30 protein-coding genes are annotated in these 22,826 nt (G+C 63.3%); 12 read left to right on the top strand and 18 right to left on the bottom strand.

Annotated features, from left to right (window positions below; genetic code table 11):
• Positions 1–15 precede the first annotated feature (15 nt).
• The 4 genes from A5759_RS06025 to A5759_RS06010 are packed head-to-tail and all read right to left on the bottom strand — an operon-like array spanning position 16 to position 2,094.
• Complete coding sequence (locus A5759_RS06025) at positions 16–411, bottom strand: helix-turn-helix domain-containing protein (protein WP_197505970.1); 396 nt, start codon at positions 409–411, stop codon at positions 16–18.
• Positions 412–449: 38 nt separating this feature from the next.
• Positions 450–923 (bottom strand): holo-ACP synthase, encoded by a 474-nt coding sequence (locus A5759_RS06020; protein ID WP_156616829.1) that lies wholly within the window; start codon positions 921–923, stop codon positions 450–452.
• A 26-nt stretch (positions 924–949) separates the two neighbouring features.
• Positions 950–1,840 (bottom strand): hypothetical protein, encoded by an 891-nt coding sequence (locus A5759_RS06015; protein WP_068195125.1) that lies wholly within the window; start codon positions 1,838–1,840, stop codon positions 950–952.
• Positions 1,837–2,094: a hypothetical protein gene (locus A5759_RS06010; RefSeq protein ID WP_068195122.1), complete on the bottom strand. Its 258-nt coding sequence runs from the start codon at positions 2,092–2,094 to the stop codon at positions 1,837–1,839. The genes A5759_RS06015 and A5759_RS06010 overlap by 4 nt, the downstream gene beginning before the upstream one ends.
• 87 nt (positions 2,095–2,181) lie before the next feature.
• Here A5759_RS06010 and A5759_RS06005 point away from each other — a divergent pair, with 87 nt between their 5' ends.
• From A5759_RS06005 to A5759_RS26075, 3 genes are all read left to right on the top strand, one after another.
• Entirely contained in the window at positions 2,182–3,207 is a 1,026-nt protein-coding gene (locus A5759_RS06005; protein WP_068195118.1) for a nucleoside triphosphate pyrophosphohydrolase family protein, read from the top strand.
• Positions 3,208–3,329: 122 nt separating this feature from the next.
• Positions 3,330–5,039, top strand: coding sequence for a hypothetical protein (locus A5759_RS25860; RefSeq protein ID WP_156616828.1), 1,710 nt, complete (start codon positions 3,330–3,332; stop codon positions 5,037–5,039).
• Positions 5,040–5,171: 132 nt separating this feature from the next.
• Complete coding sequence (locus tag A5759_RS26075) at positions 5,172–5,345, top strand: hypothetical protein (RefSeq protein ID WP_197505969.1); 174 nt, start codon at positions 5,172–5,174, stop codon at positions 5,343–5,345.
• A gap of 26 nt (positions 5,346–5,371) precedes the next feature.
• On the opposite strand, the gene A5759_RS26450 is transcribed toward A5759_RS26075, so the two are convergent.
• Positions 5,372–5,506 (bottom strand): hypothetical protein, encoded by a 135-nt coding sequence (locus tag A5759_RS26450; protein WP_255391739.1) that lies wholly within the window; start codon positions 5,504–5,506, stop codon positions 5,372–5,374.
• On the opposite strand from A5759_RS26450, the gene A5759_RS26305 reads away from it, so the two are divergent.
• Positions 5,495–5,824, top strand: a complete 330-nt coding sequence (locus A5759_RS26305; RefSeq protein ID WP_231984563.1) for a hypothetical protein — start codon at positions 5,495–5,497, stop codon at positions 5,822–5,824. The genes A5759_RS26450 and A5759_RS26305 overlap by 12 nt on opposite strands.
• Before the next feature lie 163 nt (positions 5,825–5,987).
• Here the strand turns inward: A5759_RS26305 and A5759_RS05990 are convergent, their stop codons facing one another.
• The 5 genes from A5759_RS05990 to A5759_RS05970 all read right to left on the bottom strand — a co-directional run bounded on the left by A5759_RS05990 (position 5,988) and on the right by A5759_RS05970 (position 7,343).
• On the bottom strand, positions 5,988–6,191 hold the full coding sequence (locus A5759_RS05990; RefSeq protein ID WP_068195113.1) for a type II toxin-antitoxin system YoeB family toxin: 204 nt from the start codon (positions 6,189–6,191) through the stop codon (positions 5,988–5,990).
• Positions 6,188–6,463 carry a type II toxin-antitoxin system Phd/YefM family antitoxin gene (locus tag A5759_RS05985; protein ID WP_068195110.1) on the bottom strand — a complete coding sequence of 92 codons (276 nt, stop codon included), beginning with the start codon at positions 6,461–6,463 and terminating at the stop codon, positions 6,188–6,190. Before A5759_RS05985 ends, A5759_RS05990 begins: the two co-directional genes overlap by 4 nt.
• A gap of 129 nt (positions 6,464–6,592) precedes the next feature.
• Positions 6,593–6,829 (bottom strand): hypothetical protein, encoded by a 237-nt coding sequence (locus tag A5759_RS05980; RefSeq protein ID WP_068195106.1) that lies wholly within the window; start codon positions 6,827–6,829, stop codon positions 6,593–6,595.
• Positions 6,826–7,071: a hypothetical protein gene (locus A5759_RS05975; RefSeq protein ID WP_156616827.1), complete on the bottom strand. Its 246-nt coding sequence runs from the start codon at positions 7,069–7,071 to the stop codon at positions 6,826–6,828. The genes A5759_RS05980 and A5759_RS05975 overlap by 4 nt, the downstream gene beginning before the upstream one ends.
• Entirely contained in the window at positions 7,050–7,343 is a 294-nt protein-coding gene (locus A5759_RS05970; protein ID WP_068195101.1) for a hypothetical protein, read from the bottom strand. The genes A5759_RS05975 and A5759_RS05970 overlap by 22 nt, the downstream gene beginning before the upstream one ends.
• A 212-nt stretch (positions 7,344–7,555) precedes the next feature.
• Here A5759_RS05970 and A5759_RS05965 point away from each other — a divergent pair, with 212 nt between their 5' ends.
• Complete coding sequence (locus A5759_RS05965) at positions 7,556–8,422, top strand: hypothetical protein (RefSeq protein ID WP_231984562.1); 867 nt, start codon at positions 7,556–7,558, stop codon at positions 8,420–8,422.
• A gap of 253 nt (positions 8,423–8,675) precedes the next feature.
• Here the strand turns inward: A5759_RS05965 and A5759_RS25855 are convergent, their stop codons facing one another.
• Positions 8,676–9,008, bottom strand: coding sequence for a hypothetical protein (locus tag A5759_RS25855; protein ID WP_156616826.1), 333 nt, complete (start codon positions 9,006–9,008; stop codon positions 8,676–8,678).
• 247 nt (positions 9,009–9,255) lie between these two features.
• Here A5759_RS25855 and A5759_RS25560 point away from each other — a divergent pair, with 247 nt between their 5' ends.
• Positions 9,256–9,468 (top strand): helix-turn-helix domain-containing protein, encoded by a 213-nt coding sequence (locus tag A5759_RS25560; RefSeq protein ID WP_082962005.1) that lies wholly within the window; start codon positions 9,256–9,258, stop codon positions 9,466–9,468.
• Positions 9,469–10,457: 989 nt separating this feature from the next.
• Here the strand turns inward: A5759_RS25560 and A5759_RS05955 are convergent.
• The 3 genes from A5759_RS05955 to A5759_RS05945 are packed head-to-tail and all read right to left on the bottom strand — an operon-like array spanning position 10,458 to position 12,265.
• Positions 10,458–10,688, bottom strand: coding sequence for a hypothetical protein (locus A5759_RS05955; RefSeq protein ID WP_068195093.1), 231 nt, complete (start codon positions 10,686–10,688; stop codon positions 10,458–10,460).
• 58 nt (positions 10,689–10,746) lie between these two features.
• Complete coding sequence (locus A5759_RS05950) at positions 10,747–11,523, bottom strand: SDR family NAD(P)-dependent oxidoreductase (protein ID WP_068195090.1); 777 nt, start codon at positions 11,521–11,523, stop codon at positions 10,747–10,749.
• Between the two features lie 31 nt (positions 11,524–11,554).
• Positions 11,555–12,265 carry a TetR/AcrR family transcriptional regulator gene (locus A5759_RS05945; RefSeq protein WP_197505968.1) on the bottom strand — a complete coding sequence of 237 codons (711 nt, stop codon included), beginning with the start codon at positions 12,263–12,265 and terminating at the stop codon, positions 11,555–11,557.
• Between the two features lie 262 nt (positions 12,266–12,527).
• Between A5759_RS05945 and A5759_RS05940 the strand changes: the two genes are divergently transcribed.
• The 5 genes from A5759_RS05940 (at position 12,528) to A5759_RS05920 (ending at position 18,507) form a co-directional block, all read left to right on the top strand.
• The gene (locus A5759_RS05940; RefSeq protein ID WP_068195084.1) at positions 12,528–14,153 is read left to right on the top strand and encodes a CocE/NonD family hydrolase; all 1,626 of its coding nucleotides are present in this window, start codon (positions 12,528–12,530) and stop codon (positions 14,151–14,153) included.
• A gap of 238 nt (positions 14,154–14,391) precedes the next feature.
• Positions 14,392–14,823: an MmpS family transport accessory protein gene (locus A5759_RS05935; RefSeq protein ID WP_369816169.1), complete on the top strand. Its 432-nt coding sequence runs from the start codon at positions 14,392–14,394 to the stop codon at positions 14,821–14,823.
• The gene (locus tag A5759_RS05930; protein WP_068195078.1) at positions 14,820–17,687 is read left to right on the top strand and encodes an RND family transporter; all 2,868 of its coding nucleotides are present in this window, start codon (positions 14,820–14,822) and stop codon (positions 17,685–17,687) included. Before A5759_RS05935 ends, A5759_RS05930 begins: the two co-directional genes overlap by 4 nt.
• Positions 17,684–18,034 (top strand): DUF732 domain-containing protein, encoded by a 351-nt coding sequence (locus A5759_RS05925; RefSeq protein WP_068195076.1) that lies wholly within the window; start codon positions 17,684–17,686, stop codon positions 18,032–18,034. Before A5759_RS05930 ends, A5759_RS05925 begins: the two co-directional genes overlap by 4 nt.
• 14 nt (positions 18,035–18,048) lie before the next feature.
• Positions 18,049–18,507, top strand: coding sequence for a DUF5078 domain-containing protein (locus A5759_RS05920; protein ID WP_068195073.1), 459 nt, complete (start codon positions 18,049–18,051; stop codon positions 18,505–18,507).
• A gap of 277 nt (positions 18,508–18,784) precedes the next feature.
• Here A5759_RS05920 and A5759_RS05915 read toward each other — a convergent pair whose 3' ends face one another.
• Entirely contained in the window at positions 18,785–19,024 is a 240-nt protein-coding gene (locus A5759_RS05915) for a hypothetical protein (protein ID WP_068195069.1), read from the bottom strand.
• Positions 19,025–19,096: 72 nt separating this feature from the next.
• Between A5759_RS05915 and A5759_RS05910 the strand changes: the two genes are divergently transcribed.
• Positions 19,097–19,549: a hypothetical protein gene (locus tag A5759_RS05910; RefSeq protein ID WP_068195065.1), complete on the top strand. Its 453-nt coding sequence runs from the start codon at positions 19,097–19,099 to the stop codon at positions 19,547–19,549.
• 159 nt (positions 19,550–19,708) lie between these two features.
• Here the strand turns inward: A5759_RS05910 and A5759_RS05905 are convergent, their stop codons facing one another.
• Genes A5759_RS05905 through A5759_RS05895 form a run of 3 tightly spaced genes read right to left on the bottom strand, consistent with a single transcriptional unit; the run spans position 19,709 to position 22,810 of the window.
• A complete protein-coding gene (locus tag A5759_RS05905) occupies positions 19,709–20,473 on the bottom strand; it encodes a TetR/AcrR family transcriptional regulator (RefSeq protein ID WP_068195062.1) in 765 nt (254 codons plus the stop codon).
• The gene (locus A5759_RS05900) at positions 20,460–21,311 is read right to left on the bottom strand and encodes a short-chain dehydrogenase/reductase (RefSeq protein WP_068195060.1); all 852 of its coding nucleotides are present in this window, start codon (positions 21,309–21,311) and stop codon (positions 20,460–20,462) included. The genes A5759_RS05905 and A5759_RS05900 overlap by 14 nt, the downstream gene beginning before the upstream one ends.
• Positions 21,308–22,810: an NAD(P)/FAD-dependent oxidoreductase gene (locus A5759_RS05895; RefSeq protein ID WP_068195057.1), complete on the bottom strand. Its 1,503-nt coding sequence runs from the start codon at positions 22,808–22,810 to the stop codon at positions 21,308–21,310. The genes A5759_RS05900 and A5759_RS05895 overlap by 4 nt, the downstream gene beginning before the upstream one ends.
• Between the last annotated feature and the right edge of the window lie 16 nt (positions 22,811–22,826).

Here is a 22,826-nt window from a genome sequence, read left to right as displayed (position 1 = left end):
TCGATTCGGGCGCATTCAGCGGTCTTCGCCGGCACCACCGGGTTGCGCGGGAGAGGCGTTACTGAGGAACTCAACGAAGCGCAGAACCTGATCTTTGTCGTGCTCGGACAGCTTGTTGGTTGCCCGGAACAGCTTGGTCGTGCGGTCGTCTACGGGCATCTCGCTGCCTAGCAGCCGGTTTGGGGTTGTTCCGTAGAGCTTGGCAAGCCGAGCAAGTTCGACACTGCTGACTTTGCGGCGCCCGGTCTCGAATGCGCTCACCGCGGCCCGGGGGAGCTCGAGTACTCGGGCCACTTGGTCTTGGCTGAGGCCCAGATACTCTCGTTCGGTCCGGAGCCGCTCGGCCAGTGCCTGTTCAAGCTGGGGCTCGGTGGGCGCGTGGTGTTCTGGGTTGGTGGGATCCATGGTCATCGCTCCTATCGTCGGCAGAGATCAGGGCAGGCAGAGGTTCAGGCGAGCGCGACCGCGACGGCGACCGCCACGTTGCTTTCGTGAGCAGCTGAAACGACCCACCGCCATTGATCGGCGTCGTGTGGCCATGTCTGGCCCGGTGACGGCGCAACCTGGATGGATCCGTCGGCGGCGGTTAGCACTTCGATCGCCTTGGGCCTGAATCCTCCTCGAAAACCGGTGCCTATTGCCTTGCTCACCGCTTCTTTGATCGCCCAGCGGGTCGCGAACTTGGCGACCTGGTTGCGGCAATCGTCGATCTCGTTGTCGGTGAAGATCCGGTGCGTGAAAGTGAGTCCGATCCGGCTGGACAACTGTCGGGCGAGAATGTCGATGTCGACGACGTCGACGCCCAATCGTGGCGTTGTGTTCGACATGCCGATGAAGGCGTTCGTCGACGACTCGTGCAGGGCGTTGCTCACGAGGTCGGTGACCGTGGCCTGATCGAAAGTGCTTGTCGGAGAGAGTGGCATCGCCGGCCCCGTGTGCTCGTTCAGCACTAGCTCTGCTCCGCGAGGGAGGGTAGTTCGAGGTCAGACCACGATGATCCGAATGGGCGAGCTTGCCACTCGATGGGCACCGGCTGCTCTGACAGCAGACCCTTGCACGACTGCAGCAGCGCATCGCGCTCCGGGGCAGCCGTGCCTTCAATTTCGGCATGCGAGGCGACCACCATCAGCTCGCCGACCTCGAGATCCCTCTGAGTCTCCTGCACCAAGAAGTGCTGCAAGCGGGCAAGGCCCAGGAAATTCCCATAGGCACGCTCAACAAACGTCTGATGCCGGTACAGCGCCGTCATCGACAGCTTGCCGGCCGTCACATTGATGCTGATATGCGACAAGCACTGCCCGCCTCTGACCGCGTTGTCGTAGCCCGGCACAAACGTCGAGGCCGAAGCGCATGCAGTGGGTGTCGCAGGCGCATCGTCGGGCGGGTCGCAGACGAGCGAAATTTCATAGCGATCTCGATAGGTTTTGTCCGCGTCGAGAAACTCGATGATGCGTTTGATCTGGTTGAGTTCGCCTTTGCCATACGTGGGGAACCTGACGAGCCGCCCGGCATAGGTGCCGCCTTTGGGCCCCCATGACGTGGGCGAAGTTGCCCGACGGGTTTGACTGTCGGTGACGGCCGCGTAGAACGCGTCAGGGCGGCCAGCACGGTAGAGCGACACCGGGAAGATCGTATTCGCCACCGTGTGCACGCTCTTGTTGAAGCCCTTGAGATCGGCGACGGCGCGATCAAGCCGCCGGCGCACGCCGAGCAGCTCCAGGCCCGGGTTGTCGATCGTGACCGTGAAGTTGACGAACTCATGGTGCTTGGCCGATGCCAGCCTGTCGAAGGCATTGACCCAGGCTTCGGCGATGTTCGGCCCGCTCACGTGCTCGCTCATGGCTGCCCTTTCAGTGCTGCATCGATGAGGACACCCAAGCTGGCGAACTGCTCGCGGCCCAGATCCGACGGAGTCGGCAACCGGTGGCCGACTATCCTCTCCGCCGCTACCAGGAGGTATTCGGCGGTTTTGCTGTCGAGTTCGCGCAGGTAGTCGTCCGGCTCGGACGCGAGATTCGCCTCGACTTCATCGGCGCCAAACACGTCGCACAAGGCACCGATCATGGCTGCCCGGACTTCTTCGCGGTCCGCCACGGGTACCTCCTCTCGGCAATTCGCGATCTTCTGTCACGGTACAACCCGTATGCTTAATTTTCAAGACGCGATTTTCAGGAGGAAGCTATGGAACTTGACGGATATCAGCGCAATGCGTGGCGCTATGACCAGCAGGCAGCCGATCACCCGACTGGCCTGACGGTGAGTCTGCTTGGCCTGGGAGGTGAGGTCGGCGACCTGCAAACCAGTCAGAAGAAGCGCGTGCGAGATGGGGTCACCCCCTCATCTGCGCATGAGACCGACACCGAAGCAGTCGGCGACATCCTGTGGTATCTCGCGATCACCGCGGCACGACTGGGGGTCGACCTGGACCAAGCAGCGGCGGCAAATCTGGAGAAGATCGCGGGTCGGTGGGCGCCTACCGACAGTGTCTATCCCTCGCCCGACATGCCGCAGCCCCCGGTCGGTGGCATCGTCTCGACCGCGCCGGCGCTGAACGAGGCGCGCATCTTTGATGCCGACCACCTGCCTGAGCACCGTCTTCCCCGCCAGTTCCGAATCGTCATTGCCCCGGATCCGTTCCTTCCAGGTCGCGTGCGGATGGTATGGAACCAAAAGAAGTTCGGGGATCCCTTGAGTGACAACGTCTCCGAGGCCGACTGGTACCGCTACCACGACGCGTTCCACCTCGCGTACGCAGCGGTGCTGGGCTGGAGCCCAGTGTTTCGATCCCTCGGACACCTCAAGCGTCGAGACAATCCTGCTGTCGACGAGGTGGAGGACGGGGGCCGCGCCATCGCGATCGAGGAAGGCCTGGCCGCGTTCCTCTTTGAGGAGGGCAGGCTCAACGACTGGTTCAAACACGGGCAGACAGTGTCGGGTGAAGCGTTAACTCTGTGTCGCCGTCTGACCGCCCAGCTCGAAGCGCGTGTGGTCACGCAGCTGGAATGGGAACGGGCCATTCTGACCGGCTTCCAATGTTGGCGCGAGCTGGTCGTGCGGGAATCAGCCGCCCTCGTGGGGGATTTGGACGCGCGGACCCTGGTGGTTGATGAACCGAGTGAGTCGGATCTGGCTGCACACCACATCGTGTGCACGAGCGAGGAAGCAGCTCGAAAGGCCAGGATCGACTCCGGCCTGACCACCTCCTGACCCGTAAGAAATCGCCGCTGCCGAAGGCAGTTGTCAGCCGGACCGTTGCATCATGCTGGTGCAGGGGTGACCAAGGGAGGCGACGACCGACGGATGTCGGACGCGTAGGCCACACTGTGGCGATGATGCAGGATGCGACGTTCCGATGGGTGTCGGTCACTGAGGAGCTGCGCGCCGCTGAACAGCCTCTGCGGCAATGGTTCTCAGTGCGACTTCCCCACGTCCGTTCGGTCTATCGCGACTTCGCTGAGACGGTGCCGCCCGACTGTGTGCAGCCACCGGTCGGGGTTGACGCGCACACATTGGGGGCTGCGTTCGAATACTGCCTGGGGGCAAGTGCGGATTCGTGTGCCGAGATGGACCTGGTGATCAATGGCGCCGTGTGGGTGGGAGTCACTACCGGGGACCGGGGGTGGGCAGATACGGCCCGTGAGTTGGTGGTATATCTGCATCAGCAGGCTGCCGATTCTGCAACGGTTCCCTCCGCACAAGCACGGCTGGTCCGCGGATGCTGGGCGGCGGCACTGCTGACCGAAATCTCCAGGGGCGTGCCGTTTGAACGCTCCGCACTGACCGCCCTGTCCGCGGCTCCCACGGTGGATGGTCTCTTGGAGTTGATGCCCGCCGAGGCAGAGCACGATATCAATGTCCTCTTGGCACGGTCTCGTCGGATTCTTCTGCCGTTTACCACGTCTCGCGCGGCAGGGAAGGTGGTGTACGGGCCGACCTTCAATAGCCCGATTCCCGGAGATGCCGATCTGATTGCCGGCAGGTCGCTGATCGAGATCAAAGCAGTAATTGGTCGTCGCCGGCGCGATGGAACTCCGAGGTGGGGCATGGATGCCCGCACCCTGTACCAAGTGCTGACTTACGGGCTGCTCGCACAGACGCAGTGGGCCATCGACGAACTGGTGGTGTTCAATCCTCGCTACGCCCATCTGCAGGTGTGGCGACTTGACGCGTTGCTGGCGCAGATGGCCGGCGGTCCGGTGTGCGCTGCGACTCTCGGTTCTCAGCTGCGAGAGTTCCTCGAAAATCCCTACGGACCGTGTGTCCCCGACGCTGCCCGGCGGGCAGCCGTGGCCCTCTCGGAATGCCGTGAAGACAACGCTGGGAGGGTTCGTTCGGCGACTGCACGAGGGATTGCTGCGCAACGTCGGTCCGATGGGGATGACGACCATCGTTGGCGCTATCCGGGGCCGCGGTGGCCCTTGTACTCCGCGTTGCTGGAGTCCGCAGCCACATCTGAGTCCCGGTCCGCGTTGGCGAAGCTTGTCGGACAGGCGACAGCGTGTAAGGCCAGCACTGTGCGTAGTTGGCAGGCGCGTGGTGTACCGGAGGATCGTGTCAATCAGGTACGTCGGGCAGCGGCGGTATGGCAGCTAGGTGGCATTGAGGCCGCCGCGAAGGTATTCGGGCTGACGCCGCGTCGGACGGCAGCGTGGATGGCCGGCCGCGGCCGCCAGCACGGCGACGAGCTTGCCCGAATCGAGGCGGCGTCTTGTGCTGTTGCAGGTGTTGTGTCGCTGCGGGTACGGATCTCGAGAGTGCGCCTGGCCGGCGCATGTGCGCCGAGATGCAGACCGCGACAGGTAGCCGGGTGGACACTGCAGTTAGGTGCTGAAACGGTGCAGCGTTTGCATCGGCTGATCACCGGTGTCTTCGCCGATATCGATGCCGTGCTGGAGATCCTGTCTGGGCCGTTGCGGGAACAACACAGCGTCGAAATCCCCTGTATCCGATTCGCGGACATCTTGGTACCCGACGACGGCGACACGCAGTACGCGTTGACGCCCGAGGGCGTGCGCGGTCCGGGATATCCGCCATGCTGAACGGGCTAGCCTCGCGTCGGTGAGGGCCGGTAGCGGAGATCGTCGGCAGGCCTGACGTTAAACGACGTGGTCGCCGCGGGTTTCGGGCCGGTAGGATCGGCTCTCGTCCGATAGGCGCATGGAGGTGCGGCGGTGGAGCGAAAGACACCCAAGAAGGTGGTGGTGTCGAACGCTGCCGTCAAGAAGGCCGGGATACGGTCCACCAAGGCGTCGGCCAAGCTGGAGGGCCAGGTCGTGCCAGCCGGCCACCGCCAATCAGCCGCGGTGAAGGCCTACCTCGCAAAGCAGCAGCCACCCACGCGCTGATGCGTTGATTGCTGAGATCGTCGAATTCAGTTGCGCATGTTGGCGAATGGGCGCATTCCGTGATGGGCGCGGAATCGGACGATCATGTCGGTTTCGGTCGCGGCCGCCTCGGCGTCGTCGGTGATGCGCCATCCGACGAGGAGGTCGGCATGGTCGACCAACTGCCATATCCGCCGGCCCCCGGAGTGGCCGACCGGTTCACCGTCACCGAACCGGCAGAACTCGTCGAGCCGTTTACGCAGGCCGCGGCGTCCGTTGCTGCCCGCGTTGGCCTTGCCGATGTAGACGATGCGGGTGCCGGGAACCCACGGCGCCTACAGGTCGGCGACGGGCACGGTCGGGTCCTTGCCCTTGAAGTGTCCGGCCGGGAGACGTCGAGGAATTACGGGGGATCGTCGGTGGGTCGCACGATGACGCCACACCTGGATCGGTGGGCACGTCGGCGGCGGGTAGCGCGGCGAACGGCACCCATCCAGTGAAGGCGTCCAGGTCGATCGGTTCAGTGGTCACGGCGACTTTCTGGTGCGTTCGTCGAGCAGTTCGGTGTCATGGTGTCAGCGGCACCGGCGGCGTTCGGTGAGTAAGTTCTGCTAGCGGAGCTTTGAGGATCTTCACTTCGCTGTCGTCGGCTCGGTCGACGAGTCAATGTTCATCGTCGATCCAGCGGCACCAGGACGCGGGTAAGTCGCCCTTGACCGCTTCTGGTTCTCCGATCCCCGTGAAGAGGTCGCGCTGTAATTCGGCGATGAATCGGGCGACTCGTCGAGCGGTCTTTACGGTCGGTGTCGAATCGGGCCAGTGCAGGAAGCCAGCCCAGGCGGTGGAGTCGAAGTGGATGCTTCTCACGGCTCGCCGATCATCTCCTGCAAGTCGTCGTGTGTCCTGCTCACAGGCGCGGGGTGGCTGACTTTATCGCGGGCGACTGCCTCCATGAGCGTTCGCGCGTTCTCGGGTGATCGAAAGAGGTAGACCGTCTCTTGCCAGGAGTCGTAGTCGCGGGCGGACATGAGGACGGCATCGCCTGTTTTGGAGGTAATGCGCACCGGTTCATGGTCGGTATTGACCTGTTCGAGGAGCGGAAATAGGCGTTCTCGGGCTTCGCTGGCGCTGATGGACATTTCGCTCCTCACATCCGCTGTCTGCATCGTGGTTGTACGGGAAAGCCATACCACTTTCGCGGCTGGCAGCTGTAAATGGGCGCAGCGCTCGCGCGGGATTGGCGTGGTGCGCCACATGGGTCTTCGTGATCATGCCGTGATGCTCAGTTGCATCACCCACATTGCCCACATACGGTGCGCCGAGAGGTGAGGACCGTGGCGAGTAAGCAGGATGGCCTTACGCATTTCCGTAGCGCTAACGACCGAATCGCGCAGCTTGTCGACAATCCGCTGGTTGCCGATAACGTGCGCCAGTTCGCTGCCGAACGCGAGTGCGTCAACGAAATCTCCGAAGATCGGCGTCGAGGAGGACGGCGTGAAGATCACGCGTGAGCTGGACGCCGTCCAAACGCCGTAAGCATCGTCAGCGCGGGATGACGTTCGTCGGCGTTGAGGATCATCGGCCGGGCCGCGATCTGGAGCTGGCGCCACACCAGCGCGTTGGTGCCGACGTCGGCGGCCGGGTCTTCGACGTCCGCGCCGGCATCGGCGATGCCGCGCGACAAGGCTGGAGCGAGGTCCTCGACGGTGTTGGTCGGCCGGTCCTTCAGGTACGGCAATGGCCACACGACAAGGCAGCGTCGAGGAAGAACGCCGCCTCGCCAATGATGTAGGCCTTGCGCAGCACACCGCGGGCCGGCACCGAGGTGCCCCGGGCGACGATGACGGTCTCACCAGAGGCGACGACCCAGCAGTCCGGCCAGTCCGAGTCGACGAAGTACCCGGTGATCCTCCGGGCCGAGTTCGGTCGCCAGCGTCGAGAGCGCGAGCCGCAATCCGATCGCGGCGCGGTACGGAGCCGGTCGAGCCAGAGGCGCACCATTCGTTTCGCCGCGCTCATCGGCTGTGCCGAATTCCCGCAGGTGTCGATCGCCAGACCCGCGATCAAGCCCGGGCCTTCAAGGTCGCCATGGACCGCGCCGGATCGACCGCTGGGATCGCCGCAATGTCGCGACCATCGTCAGACCTCAATCGCGTTGAATATCAATCACGGCGACTGCCGTCAACAACGTCGCGTTCCGCACAGAATTCAGGCGACATGACCACGACCGCATGTCACGCTTGATCACTGTGGACCAAAAACCCGAGCTCTTCGTGACCCACTTCTCGGATGGTCCAAGGGCCGTGGAATACCGCGAACGCGTCGAGCGTGCTCGTAGTGAGGTGCGCTACCGCTACCGCGAGCACCTAGCGACAGTATTTGAACAGCGAGGCCTCGTCGAGGCTGGCGAGTTCGCCGATGCAGCGCTTGATGCGCTAACCATATGGCACTACGTCGACAGCGGTGAACCCTGCCGATGTTCCTGCCATCCCCGGCTGCCTGAGAGCGACCTGCACGACTACGGATTCGATTGCGTGTGCATGCGTACGCCGGAGGAGCATCGCCGAGCATTTACGGAGTGGCGCGAGAGGATAGCGGAGTTCTGGCGGTCCCCCGAGGGGGAGCAGATCACCGCCGCCGACCAGGCCGCAGACGCTGAGCTTGAGGCTTGGCTCGCAAAACAGCCGGGGATCATCGTGCATGACCGCGGCGGACTGGCACCCGAACAGTGGCGCGGCGTCGTCGACGGCCATAGCTTCTACTTCCGCGAACGCCACGGCGAGTGGCGCATCGAGCTCGACTTGCGGCCTAGCGACCGATTCGTGCGGACCATCACCGGCACCGACAACGACGGCACCATCCACTACACAGAGCGCGCGTCAATCGAAGGCGACGTCATCGCATCCGGTACAACCAACGTCGAAGGCTACGGCGCTACGCCCCTCGACCGAGCGCAATTCATCACCGACACGATCCGCACCCATCTAGTCCGCCAGAGGTGCACACACCACCACGACCATCTGGCATCGATCGACGCGATCCTCGGTACGCCGTCCAGATGGTGCCCAACCTGCGGGACCCGCTTGTCCGCACGGTAACCACCAAGCAATCATGGATTCGGTCACGGATCAGCTGATGTACTCGACGCCGCGCCGGTCCAAACAAGCTGCGCGGCGGCCGAACAAGCTCATGGTGTGTTTGGCAAGATCAATCGATTTGCGGACCTGGGTCCGGGCAGTGCCCGGCGGAGCGTCTGTGGTGCCAGAGGGACCGTGGCCAAGGTGCCACTCGGCGACCGCCGTTCAGAGTGCTTCATCGCTCCGTACTCCGATCGCAGGGCTCCGCCAGGCTCTATATATAGGGCGCTTCGATATCGCCGAGCTTGGCGATCATTTCGTGGCGGTCGGCAAACGTCCGTCGGGTTCCGTCCACGCTGCTGGCGCGATAGCGATGTTCTGAAACCCCCCGGTTGATCGAATCGACGATGAGGTAGGTGTTGGGCCCGGTCGGATTAGACGTCGAAGGGGGCCAGTCGTACATGTCACCGTCCGAGTGGCGGTCGAATAACACCCAGCCGCGTTGGAGCAGGATGCGATCCAGTTTTGCGTCAGCTGGGGGAAGGCGCCCGTGAGCCGTGTCACCCTGAAGCGGAGTCGCCGGGGTTTCACCAGCCGGATAGCCCACGGGGAACGGTGTCCTGGGGATCGTTCGCTTGTTGAGCGTCGTTCTGCGACGGACCTTCCGGCGAAGCGCCTTCCCAGCTCGATTGGGCACTGGCAGATTCCCCCTTGTTGCTCGGACGGGCGTGCTCGAACCGCCATCGCGGCAGTCGCACACCACGCTCTCTCGATTCCTGACTACGTGGGCTATGGCGACGCTACTTATAAGTCTGTAGACCTACAAGTAGCGCCCCGGAAGCGTACGGGGAACGATGGAAGGCGAGCTGCAGCGAATAGTGGGCCGTAACCTACGTCGCTATCGTTTGGATCGCGGCTTCAGCCAAGAGGCATTCGCCGATCACATGGGAGTTCATCGCACATACTTCGGTGCGGTCGAACGTGGCGAGCGCAACCTCACTCTAAAGACTCTCGAGAAGATCGCTAGCGTCCTTGACGTCGACCCACGCGAACTTCTTCGAGAGTAGCGCGCTACAGACCAGCAATTCGAGCCAGGTAGCCGAAGCTGTTGTCAGACCGGTTGATTCGCGAGATCCGCAGCGATGGTCCAAGTTTCGACGGACCGAAGTTTCACCGGCCTGCGATTAGGGAGTTGTGGGCGCCCTGTCAGCCGCGATATTCAACGAGGGTGGTCCTCATTCAGCAGCACGGGGCGCCCTGGTGACGACAGGCCACGCTACACGCCAACAGACCGCGCAACGATGGTCTTCGATCGACGCGCGAGGGTGGCGTTCGATCTTACTCGCCAGCGACTACAGGGTGTTGGGGGCGGGCCTGCGCACCGCCACTCCGTGCTGATAGAACCGCGACCCCTAATGACCTGAAGTCGTAGAGTCTCTGCCGCGCCCATCTCGGCTACAAGATGTGCATTTGGGCGGTGCTGGCATCGTTGGATGAGGCGCCGGCGGTCCTTCAGGTGACATTGGGGCATTGCGGTGAGAGATGACGGAGCCCGCCGCGCAGCGCCGTCTCATCCGACATCGCGCCATCGAGCCAGAGTCGTCTTGGGTGAAGCCGGTGACCTTCACAGCCGTAGTGCTTCGATCGGAGCAGTGTCGACGTGTGCCGATGTCGTAAGCGTCGGAGTTGCGTTGTCCGCTGCGATTCGCCGACCGTACGTGGGAAACGCGCGCGTATCAACTGCTTCGGACAGCACCCACCGCAGGGTAAACCCACCCCGTGATTCAGCGAGCCGCTCTCAAAGGACCACCCATATCCACCACCAAGGTGAGACAGGAAGCGGCCCACGTCGAGCCGTTGGAGCGAGGCAGGCTTCGGCTATCTTGGTGAGTGACTGGTTCTAGAACCCGGACCACGTCCGATCTGCATCGCTTGTCGTCGGCCTCTGTCCAGCGCACCTTTAAAGCAGCGTTCGATTCCAGCGCTCAACCCGAGGAGTGCAGATGCCCGATTCATGCAGAGGATCTCGGGCAGCGATGTGCTCTGCGGCGGTGAATTATTCGGCCCGCAACACATAGAGCCCGCTACTCGTGTTGAACCCCTCCGAAGTTTCCGGTGGGCCGCTCATCACCAGGACTCCGTCGCTGGATAGCTGGGCAAGAAATCTCAGATGATCGCCGAGGCGGGGCGATATCGCGTCCGGCTCCTGGCCCGTGGGTTCGCTCAATATGACGTAGAGCAGTTCGTGGCCGCCGCCTAGGGTGGGCTGGTCAGCGTGGGTGGACATTAGTAATCCTATCCCGATCCTGGTTGGTATCGATGTGCCTGAGCTAGGTTATTGCCGGTTAGATCCAGCCGCCCGAGGCATCCAGGATGGCGCCGGTGATGTAGGTCGCGTCGGCCGAGAGGAGAAATGCGGCTACCGCAGCGATTTCGGTTGGCTCGGCGAGTCGGCCCAACGCGTTCATCGAGCCGATCACTGCGGCACTTGGTACGTCCCGCAGCGTGGGTGGCGTGTACTTGGCCGCATATTCGGTGGCCATGTCGGTGTTGGTACCTCCGGGTGCGATCGCGTTGATGGCGATGTTTCTTTCCGCGAGTTCGGGTGCGAGGTTGAGGACCATAGCCGACACGGCGGCCTTGCTCGCGGCATACAGAGTGTGTTGGTACACGGCGATGCGCGCGCTGATCGATGAGGTCAGCAGGATGCGTCCGCCGTTGCTCATGGCGGCTGATGCGGCCTGGGTCACATAGAGCTGGGCGGCGACGTTGGTGTGAAAGACGCGGTCGAAGTCGGCAGGGGTGACCGTCTCGATCGCGCCAAAGTGCTCAACGCCGGCGTTGCTGGCGACGATGTCCACGCCGCCGAATTCCGCGGCGACGCGTTCGACGAGTTGGTGGGTTTCGGTGTGATCGCTGACGTCGGCGCGACAGGCCATGGCACGACAGCCATCTCGGGTCAGTTCGTCGACCAGGGCTTGGGCGGTGGTCTCGTCGGTGCGGTAGTTCACCGCAACGCTGGCACCTTCGGAGGCCAATCGGCGGGCGATCGCGGCGCCGATTCCGCGGCCACCGCCGGTGATGAGGGCGCGCTTGCCCTTGAGTCGCGAATGGTCAGTCATAAGCCCGCCTTAGTCGGAGGAATTGATCCGTTTAGCCTACCTCCGGTTGACCGTACTCGGTGGAGTCGCACGCTGCCGATGCCCTGTCGGGTTGGTCCTCGGAGAATAGGTTCTCGAATCCGTGGGGTCTGGCAGTGGTCGCTGCGGGGACGGGCTCGCCTGCGGGGGTGCGGATTCCTCGGATGAAGGTGTCGATGTGACGTCTGGCGGCGACCGACCAGTCCAGCCCTGGGCTCAACGGTTGAGTGACCATCGAGCCGCAGACGATTACGTCGAGGGGGGTGACGTCGGCCCGCACCGTGCCGTCGTTCCGTCCGGCTAGCAGGAATTGCTCCAATATCGTTCCGATGCGGGCTCGACTGTCATGGGTCTCACGATCCAGCACGGGGGTCGCGCCGCGCAGCGGCAGAATGAGGTGGTCGGCGACCGCGAGCGCCTCGACAAGGTAGGTTTCGATCGCGGCGGCGCCGGTCTGCCCACTGGCCTGGATGCGATCGAGGATCGTCAGCAGCAGGGCGAAGGCGCGGTGTTGAAGCGCTGCCAACAACGCATCGCGGTCGGGGAACCCGCGGTAGATGGTGCCGATCCCCACCCCCGCCGTCGCCGCAATCGTCGCGAGCGGCACGGCGGTGCCCTCGCGTGAGATGAGTTCCGCGGCCACTGACAGGATGCGTTCCCGATTGGTGATGGCGTCACGCCTCAACGCACGCTGACGTTTTCGCGGCTTTGGGTGAGCGTTCATCGACCCAGTGTGCCCCATGTCGGCGGGGCGCACGCCAGACTCGACATTAATCGGAGTAAATCATCCGCATAGCTGTTAGGCTGAGCCGAGTTGAACCGCGGAGTCGACCGAATCGGCGTCGAGCAGTCCTCGACATCGGTATGGGCAAGTAGCCGTTACCGCTGCGTGCATCTCGGAGGCGAGAACACGCCTGAGTGATCTCGGCTTGGTGATCACGGGGTGCTGGCACCTTCGGCGTGTCCGAACAGACAGGAGTCACGAGATGGTCGATGTAGCAGCCGATCCGGTGGAGGTGGAGGTCCGTACGCGGACCGGCGAGATCGTCCGCGCCGATGTCTACTTACCGCCCGGGGCTGGGCGTCGGGTGCCAGTCTTGCTGGCGGCGTCGCCGTATCAGAAGTCGTTGCGTCCCCTGCCGCACGTCCCGATTTTCCCCTTTGTGGAGTACGGGCCCATTCAGTTCTACCTCGATCATGGGTACGCCTACGTCGCAATGGACGTGCCGGGGACTGGTCGTTCGGAAGGAACGTGGGATCCGGTGTCGCGTGCCGAAGGCGAAGCGATCCACGACATGATCGAACACGTCGCCGCACAGGAGTGGTGTACCGGAGCGGTCGGCATGATCGGCATGTCGTATTACTGCTGGAGTCAATGGAATACCGCACGGACCCGGCCGCCGCATCTGAAGACGATCGTCGCCTACGACGGTGCCACCGACATGTACCGCGATTGGATGTATCAGGGCGGCATCCCCTCCCAATTCATCTCGACGTGGACGGTGGGGACCGTGCTGTGTCAGCACGCGCTCAGCGGAATCGACTTCGACACCGGCGCCAAGAGCGATGTCCTCTACCAGATGCTGTCGCACACATTCGACGACGAGTGGCAGCGGCGGCGCTCCCCGTTTTGGGAGCTGCCCGAGGTGACGATTCCGGTGCTGTCCGTCGGCGCATGGGGCAAGGGACCACTGCACCTGCGGGGCAACTTCTACGGCTACGAACGGGTCGCCGGGCCCAAGCAGCTGCTGGTCGTTCACCCCGACACCTTCACCGGTGCTCACCAATACTTCTTCGACGAGGACTTTCACCGCGACGAGCTGTTGCCCTGGTATGACCACCACCTCAAGGGCACCGACAACGCCGTCATGGACCGTCCCTCAGTGAGATTCTTCGTCAACGGTGAAGGCGTCTACCGCGACGCACCGGTCTGGCCACCGACCGATGCCACACCCACTGCCTTCTATCTATCGGGTGCACCCAGCGGTGTAGTCACCTCACTCAACGACGGCACGCTGACCGAACGACCGCCCACCGCGAACTCCGATGTGACGTCGTGGAGTTACCCCGACCCGGAGTGGGAGGCCGGTGTGACTACTTTCGACGAATACGGCGTACCCGATCACGTTGCTCGAGTGACGACGTTCATCACCGCGCCGTTGGCACAGGACCGCGAGTTCACCGGCCACGCAATGCTGCTCCTTCATGCATCCACCGACCAGACTGACCTCGACGTGATCGTGAAGCTGACCCTTCTGGGTGCAGACGCCAGCAGCCGGCCCATCACGGTGTCGCGAGGCTGGCTGCGCGGATCTCACCGCGCCGAAGACCCCGAACTCACCAGCGACATGCGCCCATTCCATTCTCACGATCGGGCCGAGCCGCTCCACCCTGGCGAGGTCTACCCGCTGCGTATCGAACTGCTACCGATGTCGTTCCTTGCCCGCACGGGAGACCGGATCCGTTTGGAAATCAGCAACAACGACTCAGCGATCGCCGACGCGCCGATGACACACTTCTACGGCCGCAAAGTCGGCACCGACACCTACCACCACGACAGCCGCCACCCATCCTGCCTGTCCTTGCACGAACGTCCGCGAGACCGACGATGAGGGCATCGACGACGGCCGACACTATGGGTCTAACTGGGTCGCGGAAAAGCGGTGTCGACGACGTGACGCCATCGAGCGATCCGAGACACGACAGACCGACTTCCGTGCTCGCGGAAAAGTCGCCGCCAGCGGTCCTCGGCTCCCAGCCGGCGAACGTGGCTGCACTGAATTGGATCGGCCCCCGGGGCGTGCGGTGGCCCGCGGGTCAGCGAAAGGCACTCCAGTGAAGAAGTTTTCGGTGAGCAAGTTGGCGCGGAGACGGTGGACCGCGATTGTCGCCGTCGCGGTGATCGCTCTGGTCGCATTCACCGTCGTTCGGTTGCACGGCGTGTTCGGCTCCAACAACGAGATATCGCGGCCGGGCTCGGACGCCCTGGAGAACACCGGATACGACCCCAAGCACGTGTTGTTCGAGGTGTTCGGTTCACCGGGATCCGTCGCCACCATCAACTACCTCGATATTCACGCCCAGCCGCAACACGTCGACAACGTCCCGCTGCCGTGGTCGAAGACGCTGACCACCGATGACCCGACGCTGTATGCCGATCTGCGAGCGCAAGGCGATGGGAACACGATTGGCTGCCGGGTCACTGTCAACGGGATAGTCAAGGACGAAAGGTCGTCAGACGCCGTGAACGGATACATCGCCTGCTTGGACAAAACCGCATGAGCGAGCATCGCGTCGACGACGCGGTCACCCATTCGCGGCTAGCACGGCTCATTCGGACCCTGTCGGTACCGATCCTGTTGGTGTGGATCGCCATCGCGGCACTGTCCAACATCATCGCTCCACAGCTGGAGGTCGTCGGCGCGGAGCGCTCCGTGGGACTCAACGCCCCCGATGCGCCCGGCATCCTCGCGATGCGCCACATCGGGCAGGTGTTCCACGAATTCGATTCCGACAGTGCGGCAATGGTCGTCATCGAGGGCGACCAACCCTTGGGCCCCGAGGCGCACAAGTTCTATGACGGCCTGGTGAAAAAGCTGCAGGCGGACACCGAGCACGTCGAGCACGTCCAGGACTTCTGGGGGGATCCGCTGACCGCCGGTGGCTCGCAGAGCAAGGACGGCAAAGCCGCCCTGACCCAGGTGTACCTGCGCGGAAACCAGGGCGAGGCCCAGTCGAACGAGTCCGTCGATTCGATCCGCAAGATTGTGGCCGACACACCGCCCCCGCCGGGCATCAAGGCCTATGTCACCGGGGCATCACCGCTGGTGACCGACAACTTCGAGGTGGGCAGCGCAGGCACCAACGAGGTCACCGCGATCACCTTCCTGGTCATCGGGATCATGCTGCTGTTCGTCTACCGCTCGCTGGTGACCATGGTCATCGTGCTGCTGACGGTGGCCATCGAGCTTTCGGCGGCCCGCGGCGTGGTGGCCGTTCTCGCCCATTCCGGGGTCATCGGACTGTCCACCTACTCGACGAACCTGTTGACGCTGCTGGCGATCGCGGCGGGCACCGACTACGCGATCTTCGTGGTCGGCCGCTACCAGGAGGCGCGGAGTAACGGCCTGGAGCGGATACAGGCCTACTACGACATGTACCGCGGCACCGTGCACGTCATCGTCGGATCGGGATTGACCATCGCCGGCGCCGTTGCGTGCATGCACTTCACCCGCCTGCCGTACTTCCAGACGCTCGGTATCCCGGCTGCGCTCGGGGTGCTCGTGACGCTGGCGGCGGCACTGACGTTGGGGCCCGCAGTGTTGTTGATGGCCAGCCGATTCGGACTTCTCGAACCGAAGGGACAGCTGCGTGCCCGCGGCTGGCGCCGCATCGGCACCGCGATCGTGCGCTGGCCAGGCCCCATTCTGGTGGTGACATGCGCTGTCGCGCTCATCGGGATCGTCGCGCTGCCCGGCTACCAGACCAGCTACGACAACCGCCCCTACATCCCCGACAGCGCCCCCGGCGTGATCGGAATGGAAGCCGCCGAGCGGCACTTCACCGAAGCGCGGATCAACCCCGAACTGCTGATGATCGAAACCGATCACGACATGCGTAACCCGGCGGACATGCTGATCCTCGAACGTGCCGCCAAAGCGGTCCTGCACACACCGGGAATCGCTCTGGTGCAGTCGATCACACGGCCCTTGGGCACGCCGATCACGCACAGCTCCATCCCGTTCCAGATCAGCGCGTCAAGCGCCAGCCAGATCATGAACCTCGGCTACCAGAAGGACCGGGCCGACGATCTGCTCAAGCAGGCCAACGAGATCACCAATACGATCGACGTCCTGCACCAGCAACTCGCCCTGCAGAAGGCGAGTGCCGCGGCCACCCATGAGCAGACCCAGGCGTTCCACGACACCGTCACCACGGTCAACGACCTGCGCGACAAACTCGCCAACTTCGACGACCAGTTCCGCCCGCTCCGCAATTACTTCTACTGGGAACCGCACTGCTTCGACATTCCCATGTGCTCGGCGCTGCGGTCGGTGTTCGACTCCCTGGACGGGATCTCCGAACTGTCCGACAAGTTCGGCACCATCACGGCGAGCCTGGACAAACTCGATGCGCTGCAACCGCAATTGGTAGCGCTACTGGCTCCGCAGATCGCGATCCAGGAACGCAACCGCGAGCTCACCCTGTCCAATTATGCGACCACCGGCGGCACCAACGCTCAGAGCGACGAAGCGCTGAAGAACGCCACCGCCATGGGCCAGGCCTTCGACGACGCCAAGAACGACGACTCGTTCTATCTGGCCCCGGAGGCCTTCGACAACGCCGACTTCAAACGCGGTCTCAAGCTGTTCCTCTCGCCGGACGGCAAGGCCGCCAGGTTCATCGTCACCCATCAGGGCAATCCGGCCAACCCGGAGTCGATACCGCACATCGACGCGATAAAGGACGCGGTGTTCGACGCGCTCAAGGCGACGCCGATGTCCGACGCCAAGATCTACGTCGCCGGAATCGGCTCCACCAACAGGGACATTCAGGAAGGGATGAAGTACGACCTGCTGATCTCGGCGTTGGCGGCAATCGCCCTGATCCTGCTGATCATGATGTTCGTCACCCGCAGCATCGTCGCCGCCCTGGTCATCGTCGGCACCGTCGCGATCTCACTGGGCGCCTCGGTCGGATTGGCAGTTCTGTTGTGGCAGTACATCCTTGGCATCCACCTCTATTGGATCGTCGTCCCACTAGCCATCATCCTGCTCCTGGCCGTAGGCGCGGACTACAACCTATTGCTGGTATCGCGCTTCAAAGAGGAGATCCACGCGGGCCTGAACACCGGCATCATCCGGTCCATGGCCGGTACCGGCCGCGTCGTCACCGCCGCCGGGTTGGTGTTCTCCGCGACGATGGCGTCGTTCATCTTCAGCGACCTGGTGATTCTCGGTCAGATCGGTACCACGATCGGTCTAGGTCTGATGTTCGACACGTTGATCGTGCGGTCGTTCATGACACCGTCCATCGCCGCACTGCTGGGCAAGTGGTTCTGGTGGCCGGTGTTGGTGCGACAACGTCCGTTACCGGCACCGTGGCCAACGCCCGTCCAAAAGGAGTCTCAGGAGATTTCGTCGTGAAATTTGTCGTCACAGCCGTGATCGTCGGTGCAGCACTGGTGTTGGCGGCCCCGGCAGCCGCGGACTCGTCCTATGACCGCGATCCCGACACCGACTTCGCCCACGCGTTGCACACCTACGGCATCTACGGGCAGAAAGACTTCAACGCCTGGATCGGCAAACTGGTCTGCAAACGCCTTTACAACAACGTCGACCACAACGCCTTCGACTCCGCCACATTCATCGGCGCCAACCTCGACCGGCACAACAGCACCGCCCAAAACTGGCAATTCCTGGGCTCTGCACTGAACTACTACTGCCCCGACAAACGCGTCATCCTCGACCAGGTCGCCGCGGCCCAACACTAGGAAGGAAGACCATCATGCACACCACACTTCGCCTCGCCGCCGCCACCGCAGCCCTGGCCGGCGCCATCACAACCGGTATCGCCACCTCCGCAGTCTCTTCAGCAGATGCCACCGACGACTACCCCATCCCCAACCGCATCCTCAAAACCCCCTGCACCGCCGAGCAGATCATGGCCGCCGCCCGCGACGTCGAACCCGTCTACTACGAGCGCTACATGATCGACTACAACAACAAACCCGCCGGCGACCAACAAGGCACCCAAGACCGCATCCACTGGTTCTTCTCCATGGACTACGCCGGCCGACGCCAATACTCCGAAGACACCGCCACCAACGCCTTCTACGAAAACATGGCCTGGCGCTGGCCCAACTGGGCCAAACTCTTCTTCAACAACAAAGGCGTCGCCGCCCACACCACCGACATCTGCCAGAAGTACCCCGCAAGCGACATGTCCGTCTGGGGCTGGCACTGACAATGGTGGCCTGTCCCGTGATTGTGCGAAAGCAACGAGTAGCGTCGAGCAGCGTTACGGACGCACACCGACGTCCTATCGGCAAGAAACGACCGTGGCGGTTGAGACGAAACGTTGGGGCTGCACATCGTGTGGGACCACACAGAGGCGCCGGCGACTCCCCGTACCGCGGGGTATTCCGGATCTGACGACCGCCCGCAGACGATTCGAGTGGGCGCGTGGGAACACCGATGAAGATCTTCGCCACCGGCGTGGCCGGAAAGGTACGCCCACTACGTCACCAGAAGCACTGGTCGAGCGGAGGATCGACGTCCGCGGTGTCGTTCATACCCCTGCGAAAATCGAGGAAGCCCATCAGCGCGGGGCGACGGAGACTGTCGCGGTCGACCTGACCGATGCGCGGGCGGTCGCCATCGCCGTGGATGGCGTCGGCGGTGTCTTCCTCACCACCGCGGCGATTTACCCGGACGTTACGACGTTGGCACTCAAAGTCACTGCGCGCTGAGATCAGTGCCAATGTCGGCAAGGTCGTCTACGACGGCGTCTATCGCCCTTCCTAAGCTTGTCCAACCACGCCAGTACCCGCCCCGTGGAGGAGGCGCTCTACGCGTCGCACCTCAACTTCACCGTGCTACAGCCGGCGATGTACGTGCAGGCGCTGGAAGCGACATACCACCAGGTGTTGGACACTGGAAGAGTCGTCGCGCCGTGGTCAGAACATTCGAACATGACCTTTGTCGACTACCGCGACGTCGCCGAGGTCGCTGCGCTGGCGTTCATCGACACCCGGCTGTCCTACGGCACGTTCGAACTTGCGGGGGATGGTGAACCGGATTCAGATCGCCGAAATGACGAGTCGCACCGGCGGACGGACATTGATCGACGAGGACTCCGCGAAGATGCCCCGGGGCTACAACGTATGTCAACGATGTTCGCCGACTACGACCAGCACGGCTTCCGTCACGGCAATTCCATTGTTCTGATGGTGATTCGGAAACGGCTGCCGCCTTCGGTCGACGATTTCATCAGCCGTCTGAACTGATGGGCCCTCAGTGCTCGCGCCGGCGGGTGATCGATGCGGCCTTGGTTCTTAGCGCTCGGCCGTAGCGCGCCAGGAGGCCGAGTCCGGCCACTTGGGCCCCGGCTGTGGGTGCCCGCTGCGCAGTGACCGATGACCACGTCGTGTGATCGCGTATCGGTGTCACGGTTCCCGAGATGGCGGCGCCGCCGCCGAGGCGATCGGGCGGGGCAATGACGTCGGCGACGTTTGCACGAACTGGTTGATGATCGTTGGTCCCCACAACGCGTGCAGCCACAGCTTCCGTACGATTCTGAGCGAATCGTCGGCGGTGCCACCTTTGGCGATGAAGCGTTGGTCACCGTAGGCTGTCCGCGCAGTGATGGCCGTCAACACACGTATCAGGGCGGTGAACTCAGCGGCGTTGTTGCAGAGCGGATCAAGCCCCACTGACCGCGACGCCGCGGCGAGGTGCAGACGGACTTTCGTGACTACTGCGTCCTCGAGCAGATCGATACGTTCCGACAGTGCCGGGTCGAGGTGTTTGGCAGTCCGGCAGGCTTGCAGCGTGAGGTCCTCGCTGTTCAAAAGGCCCGATATTTCCTGCATTAGGGCATCGACCACCGTCTGCCGGTCGATGCGCCGGGCAGCATTGGGGACCATCGGTGGGCTGCGCAGAATGTCATCGGTGAGGTCATCGACCAGGGCTGCCAAGACACCGAACTTGGACGGAAAGTAGAAGTAGAACCCTGACCTGGACAGGCCTGCTCGGCGACTAATCGCGGCCACGGAGATGTCATCGAACGCCTGCTCAGTCAACAACGACTCTAGTGCCGAAATGAGGGTGGTCCGGTTGTGATCGCCACGGCGTTGCGTGGACTTCTGCGGCTCCCGCGCCGCGAGTATTGGTGTGTCTCGCCGCCCGTTCGTGGCGTCAGCCGTCTTCACTGTCGAACTCGCCGACCAGGCGGTGGATCCGCCGGCTCCTCACTAGATAGGCGTCTACAACCGGGTTGATGATGCCCCGCAAAACGGAATAGAGCAGCCAGATTCGGGGTCTCACGGTCCGTGGTGCGCGGGCTTCGACGCTGTCGACGATGCTTCGGGCCGCCTCTTCGACTGCGATGCGGCGGTTGAACGGCCATGGGAGTTGTGCGGCTACTGCGTGTCCCATGGGGTCGTGGTCGATCGTGGCGTGAGTCATGTCGGTTTCGACTAGTCCGAAGTAGACGGTGCCGACCGCCACGCCGTAGGCCGCGGTCTCGATGCGTAAGGCGCGCGCGAGCTGTTCGACAGCCGCCTTGCTGATCATGTAAGCGGCGCCTCCGACGCCGGGGGAGAAGGCCGCCCCGGAGCAGATCAGTTGAAACTGGCCTCGGGCGGCGATGATGGGTTCGGCGCTCGCGCGAACGGTGTTCCATGTGCCGGTTTGGTTGATGTCGATGACGCGGTCGAATGCCCCCTTGTCGATACTGCGTAGCGTTCCCGGAGGGGGGGCGACACCAGCGTTGGCGACGACGAGGTCCAATCGACCGAAGGTCTCGATGACGTATCCGACGGCCTTCTCCATGGCGTGGTAATCGGTGATGTCGGCGACGACGTGATCGACGCGCTCATGGCCGATGCCGTTTGCGGAACGGATGAGCAGGTCCTCGTCACGGTCGAGCAGCACCACGTGTGCGCCTCGGCGGTGCAGTTCCCGGGCGGTCTGAAGTCCAATTCCCTTCGCAGCGCCGGTGATCAGGGCGACCCGACTCGCCACCGGTTGCTGGGTTGCCCGACTCATACCGGACTCCCCTGGGGTGCAGTGTGTGTGGGTGACGTTGCGACACGGGCGAGAAAGTCGTCGGGGCGGAGGTGGCGCATTCGGTGCTGGAAGGAGAAGACGAAGCCGGGCCAGAAGGTGATGTTGCGGCCGCTCGGTGAGAGGTAATAGCTGCTACAGCCACCGGTGTTCCACACCGATCGCCTGAGTTTGTGATTGACGTCGGTGACGAACGCGTTCTGCACCTCGGGGCGAACCTCCAGGGTGCGCAGGTTGCGTCGGCGCATCAGGTCGAGGGCCCCCAGGAGGTAATCGACTTGGGCTTCGATCGTCACCACCTGGGAGGTGTAGACCACGGAGTTCGGACCAAGGATCATGTAGAAGTTGGGGAATCCGGCGATGACCGTCCCCAAATGCGCGGTCATGTCCTCCCGTGCCCATACCTCGGCCAGGGTGCCGTCGCGGCCGTGGATGCGCGTGAAACTGTCATTGCCCGTCAAGGTGAAACCGGTGGCCAGCACGATGGCGTCGACTTCGTGATGGGTGCCTGCGCTGGTGTGGACACCATTGGCCGTCACCCCGGTGATGGGCGAGGTTTCGACCACGCAGTTGTCGGCCGCCAGCGCCGGGTAATACTTGTTGGAGAAGGTGGGCCGTTTGCAGCCGAAACGATAATGGGGCGTGAGTGTTTCGCGAAGGCGGGAGTCGTTGACTTGGCGCCGCAGGTGGCGGCGCGCGATCGCCTCGGCGGTCCGCAGCAGTGCCGGGCGATACACCAAGCCCGGCACCATGAGCTCTTGGGCTACCCCGACGGCGCTGCGCAGTGCCTTCTGCAACAGCGGTATGCGCGAGAATGTCCGCTGCACGCTGGCCGGCAGTGGGCGGTCGGGATGAGGCATGATCCAGGTCGGCGTGCGCTGGAAGACCACCAAGGTGTCGACTATCGACTGCAGTTTCGGAATGAGTTGCACCCCAGAGGCACCGGTCCCGACCACGGCGACGCGCTTGCCGCTCAGCTCGCAGCCGTGGTCCCACTGGGCCGAATGCAACACCGGCCCGGTAAAGCTGTCGAGTCCGTCGATGTCGGGACGATGGGGTTGGCTGAACGGACCGCTGGCACCGACGAGCACGCTTGCCGTGTACGTCGCCCCGTGCGCGGTGGTGATGCGCCACAGCTGGGCGCCCTCGATCCATTTCGCCTCGGTGACGTCGTGGCCCATCCGCAAGTGCTCGTCGATACCGAAACGCTCGACGCAGTCCTGCAGATAGCGTTTGATCTCAGGTTGGTGGGGATAGAGCCGCGTCCAATGGGGGTTAGGCGCGAAGGAGAAGGAGTACAACACCGACGGGATGTCACATTGCGCTCCCGGGTAGGTGTTGGCGTGCCAGGTCCCGCCGACGTCGGTGTCGCGTTCGAACACCACGAAGTCGTGCTCGCCGGCGTGCTTGAGCCGGATCGCGGTGCCCAGGCCACCGAATCCAGCCCCGATGATGCCTACTCGAAAGTGCTTGTCAGCCATCGTCAGTCCTTCGTCG

The sequence above is a fragment of the Mycobacterium sp. 852014-52144_SCH5372336 genome (assembly GCF_001665615.1).
Lineage (GTDB): Bacteria > Actinomycetota > Actinomycetes > Mycobacteriales > Mycobacteriaceae > Mycobacterium > Mycobacterium neumannii_A.
This window is presented reverse-complemented; position numbering and strand designations above follow the sequence as displayed.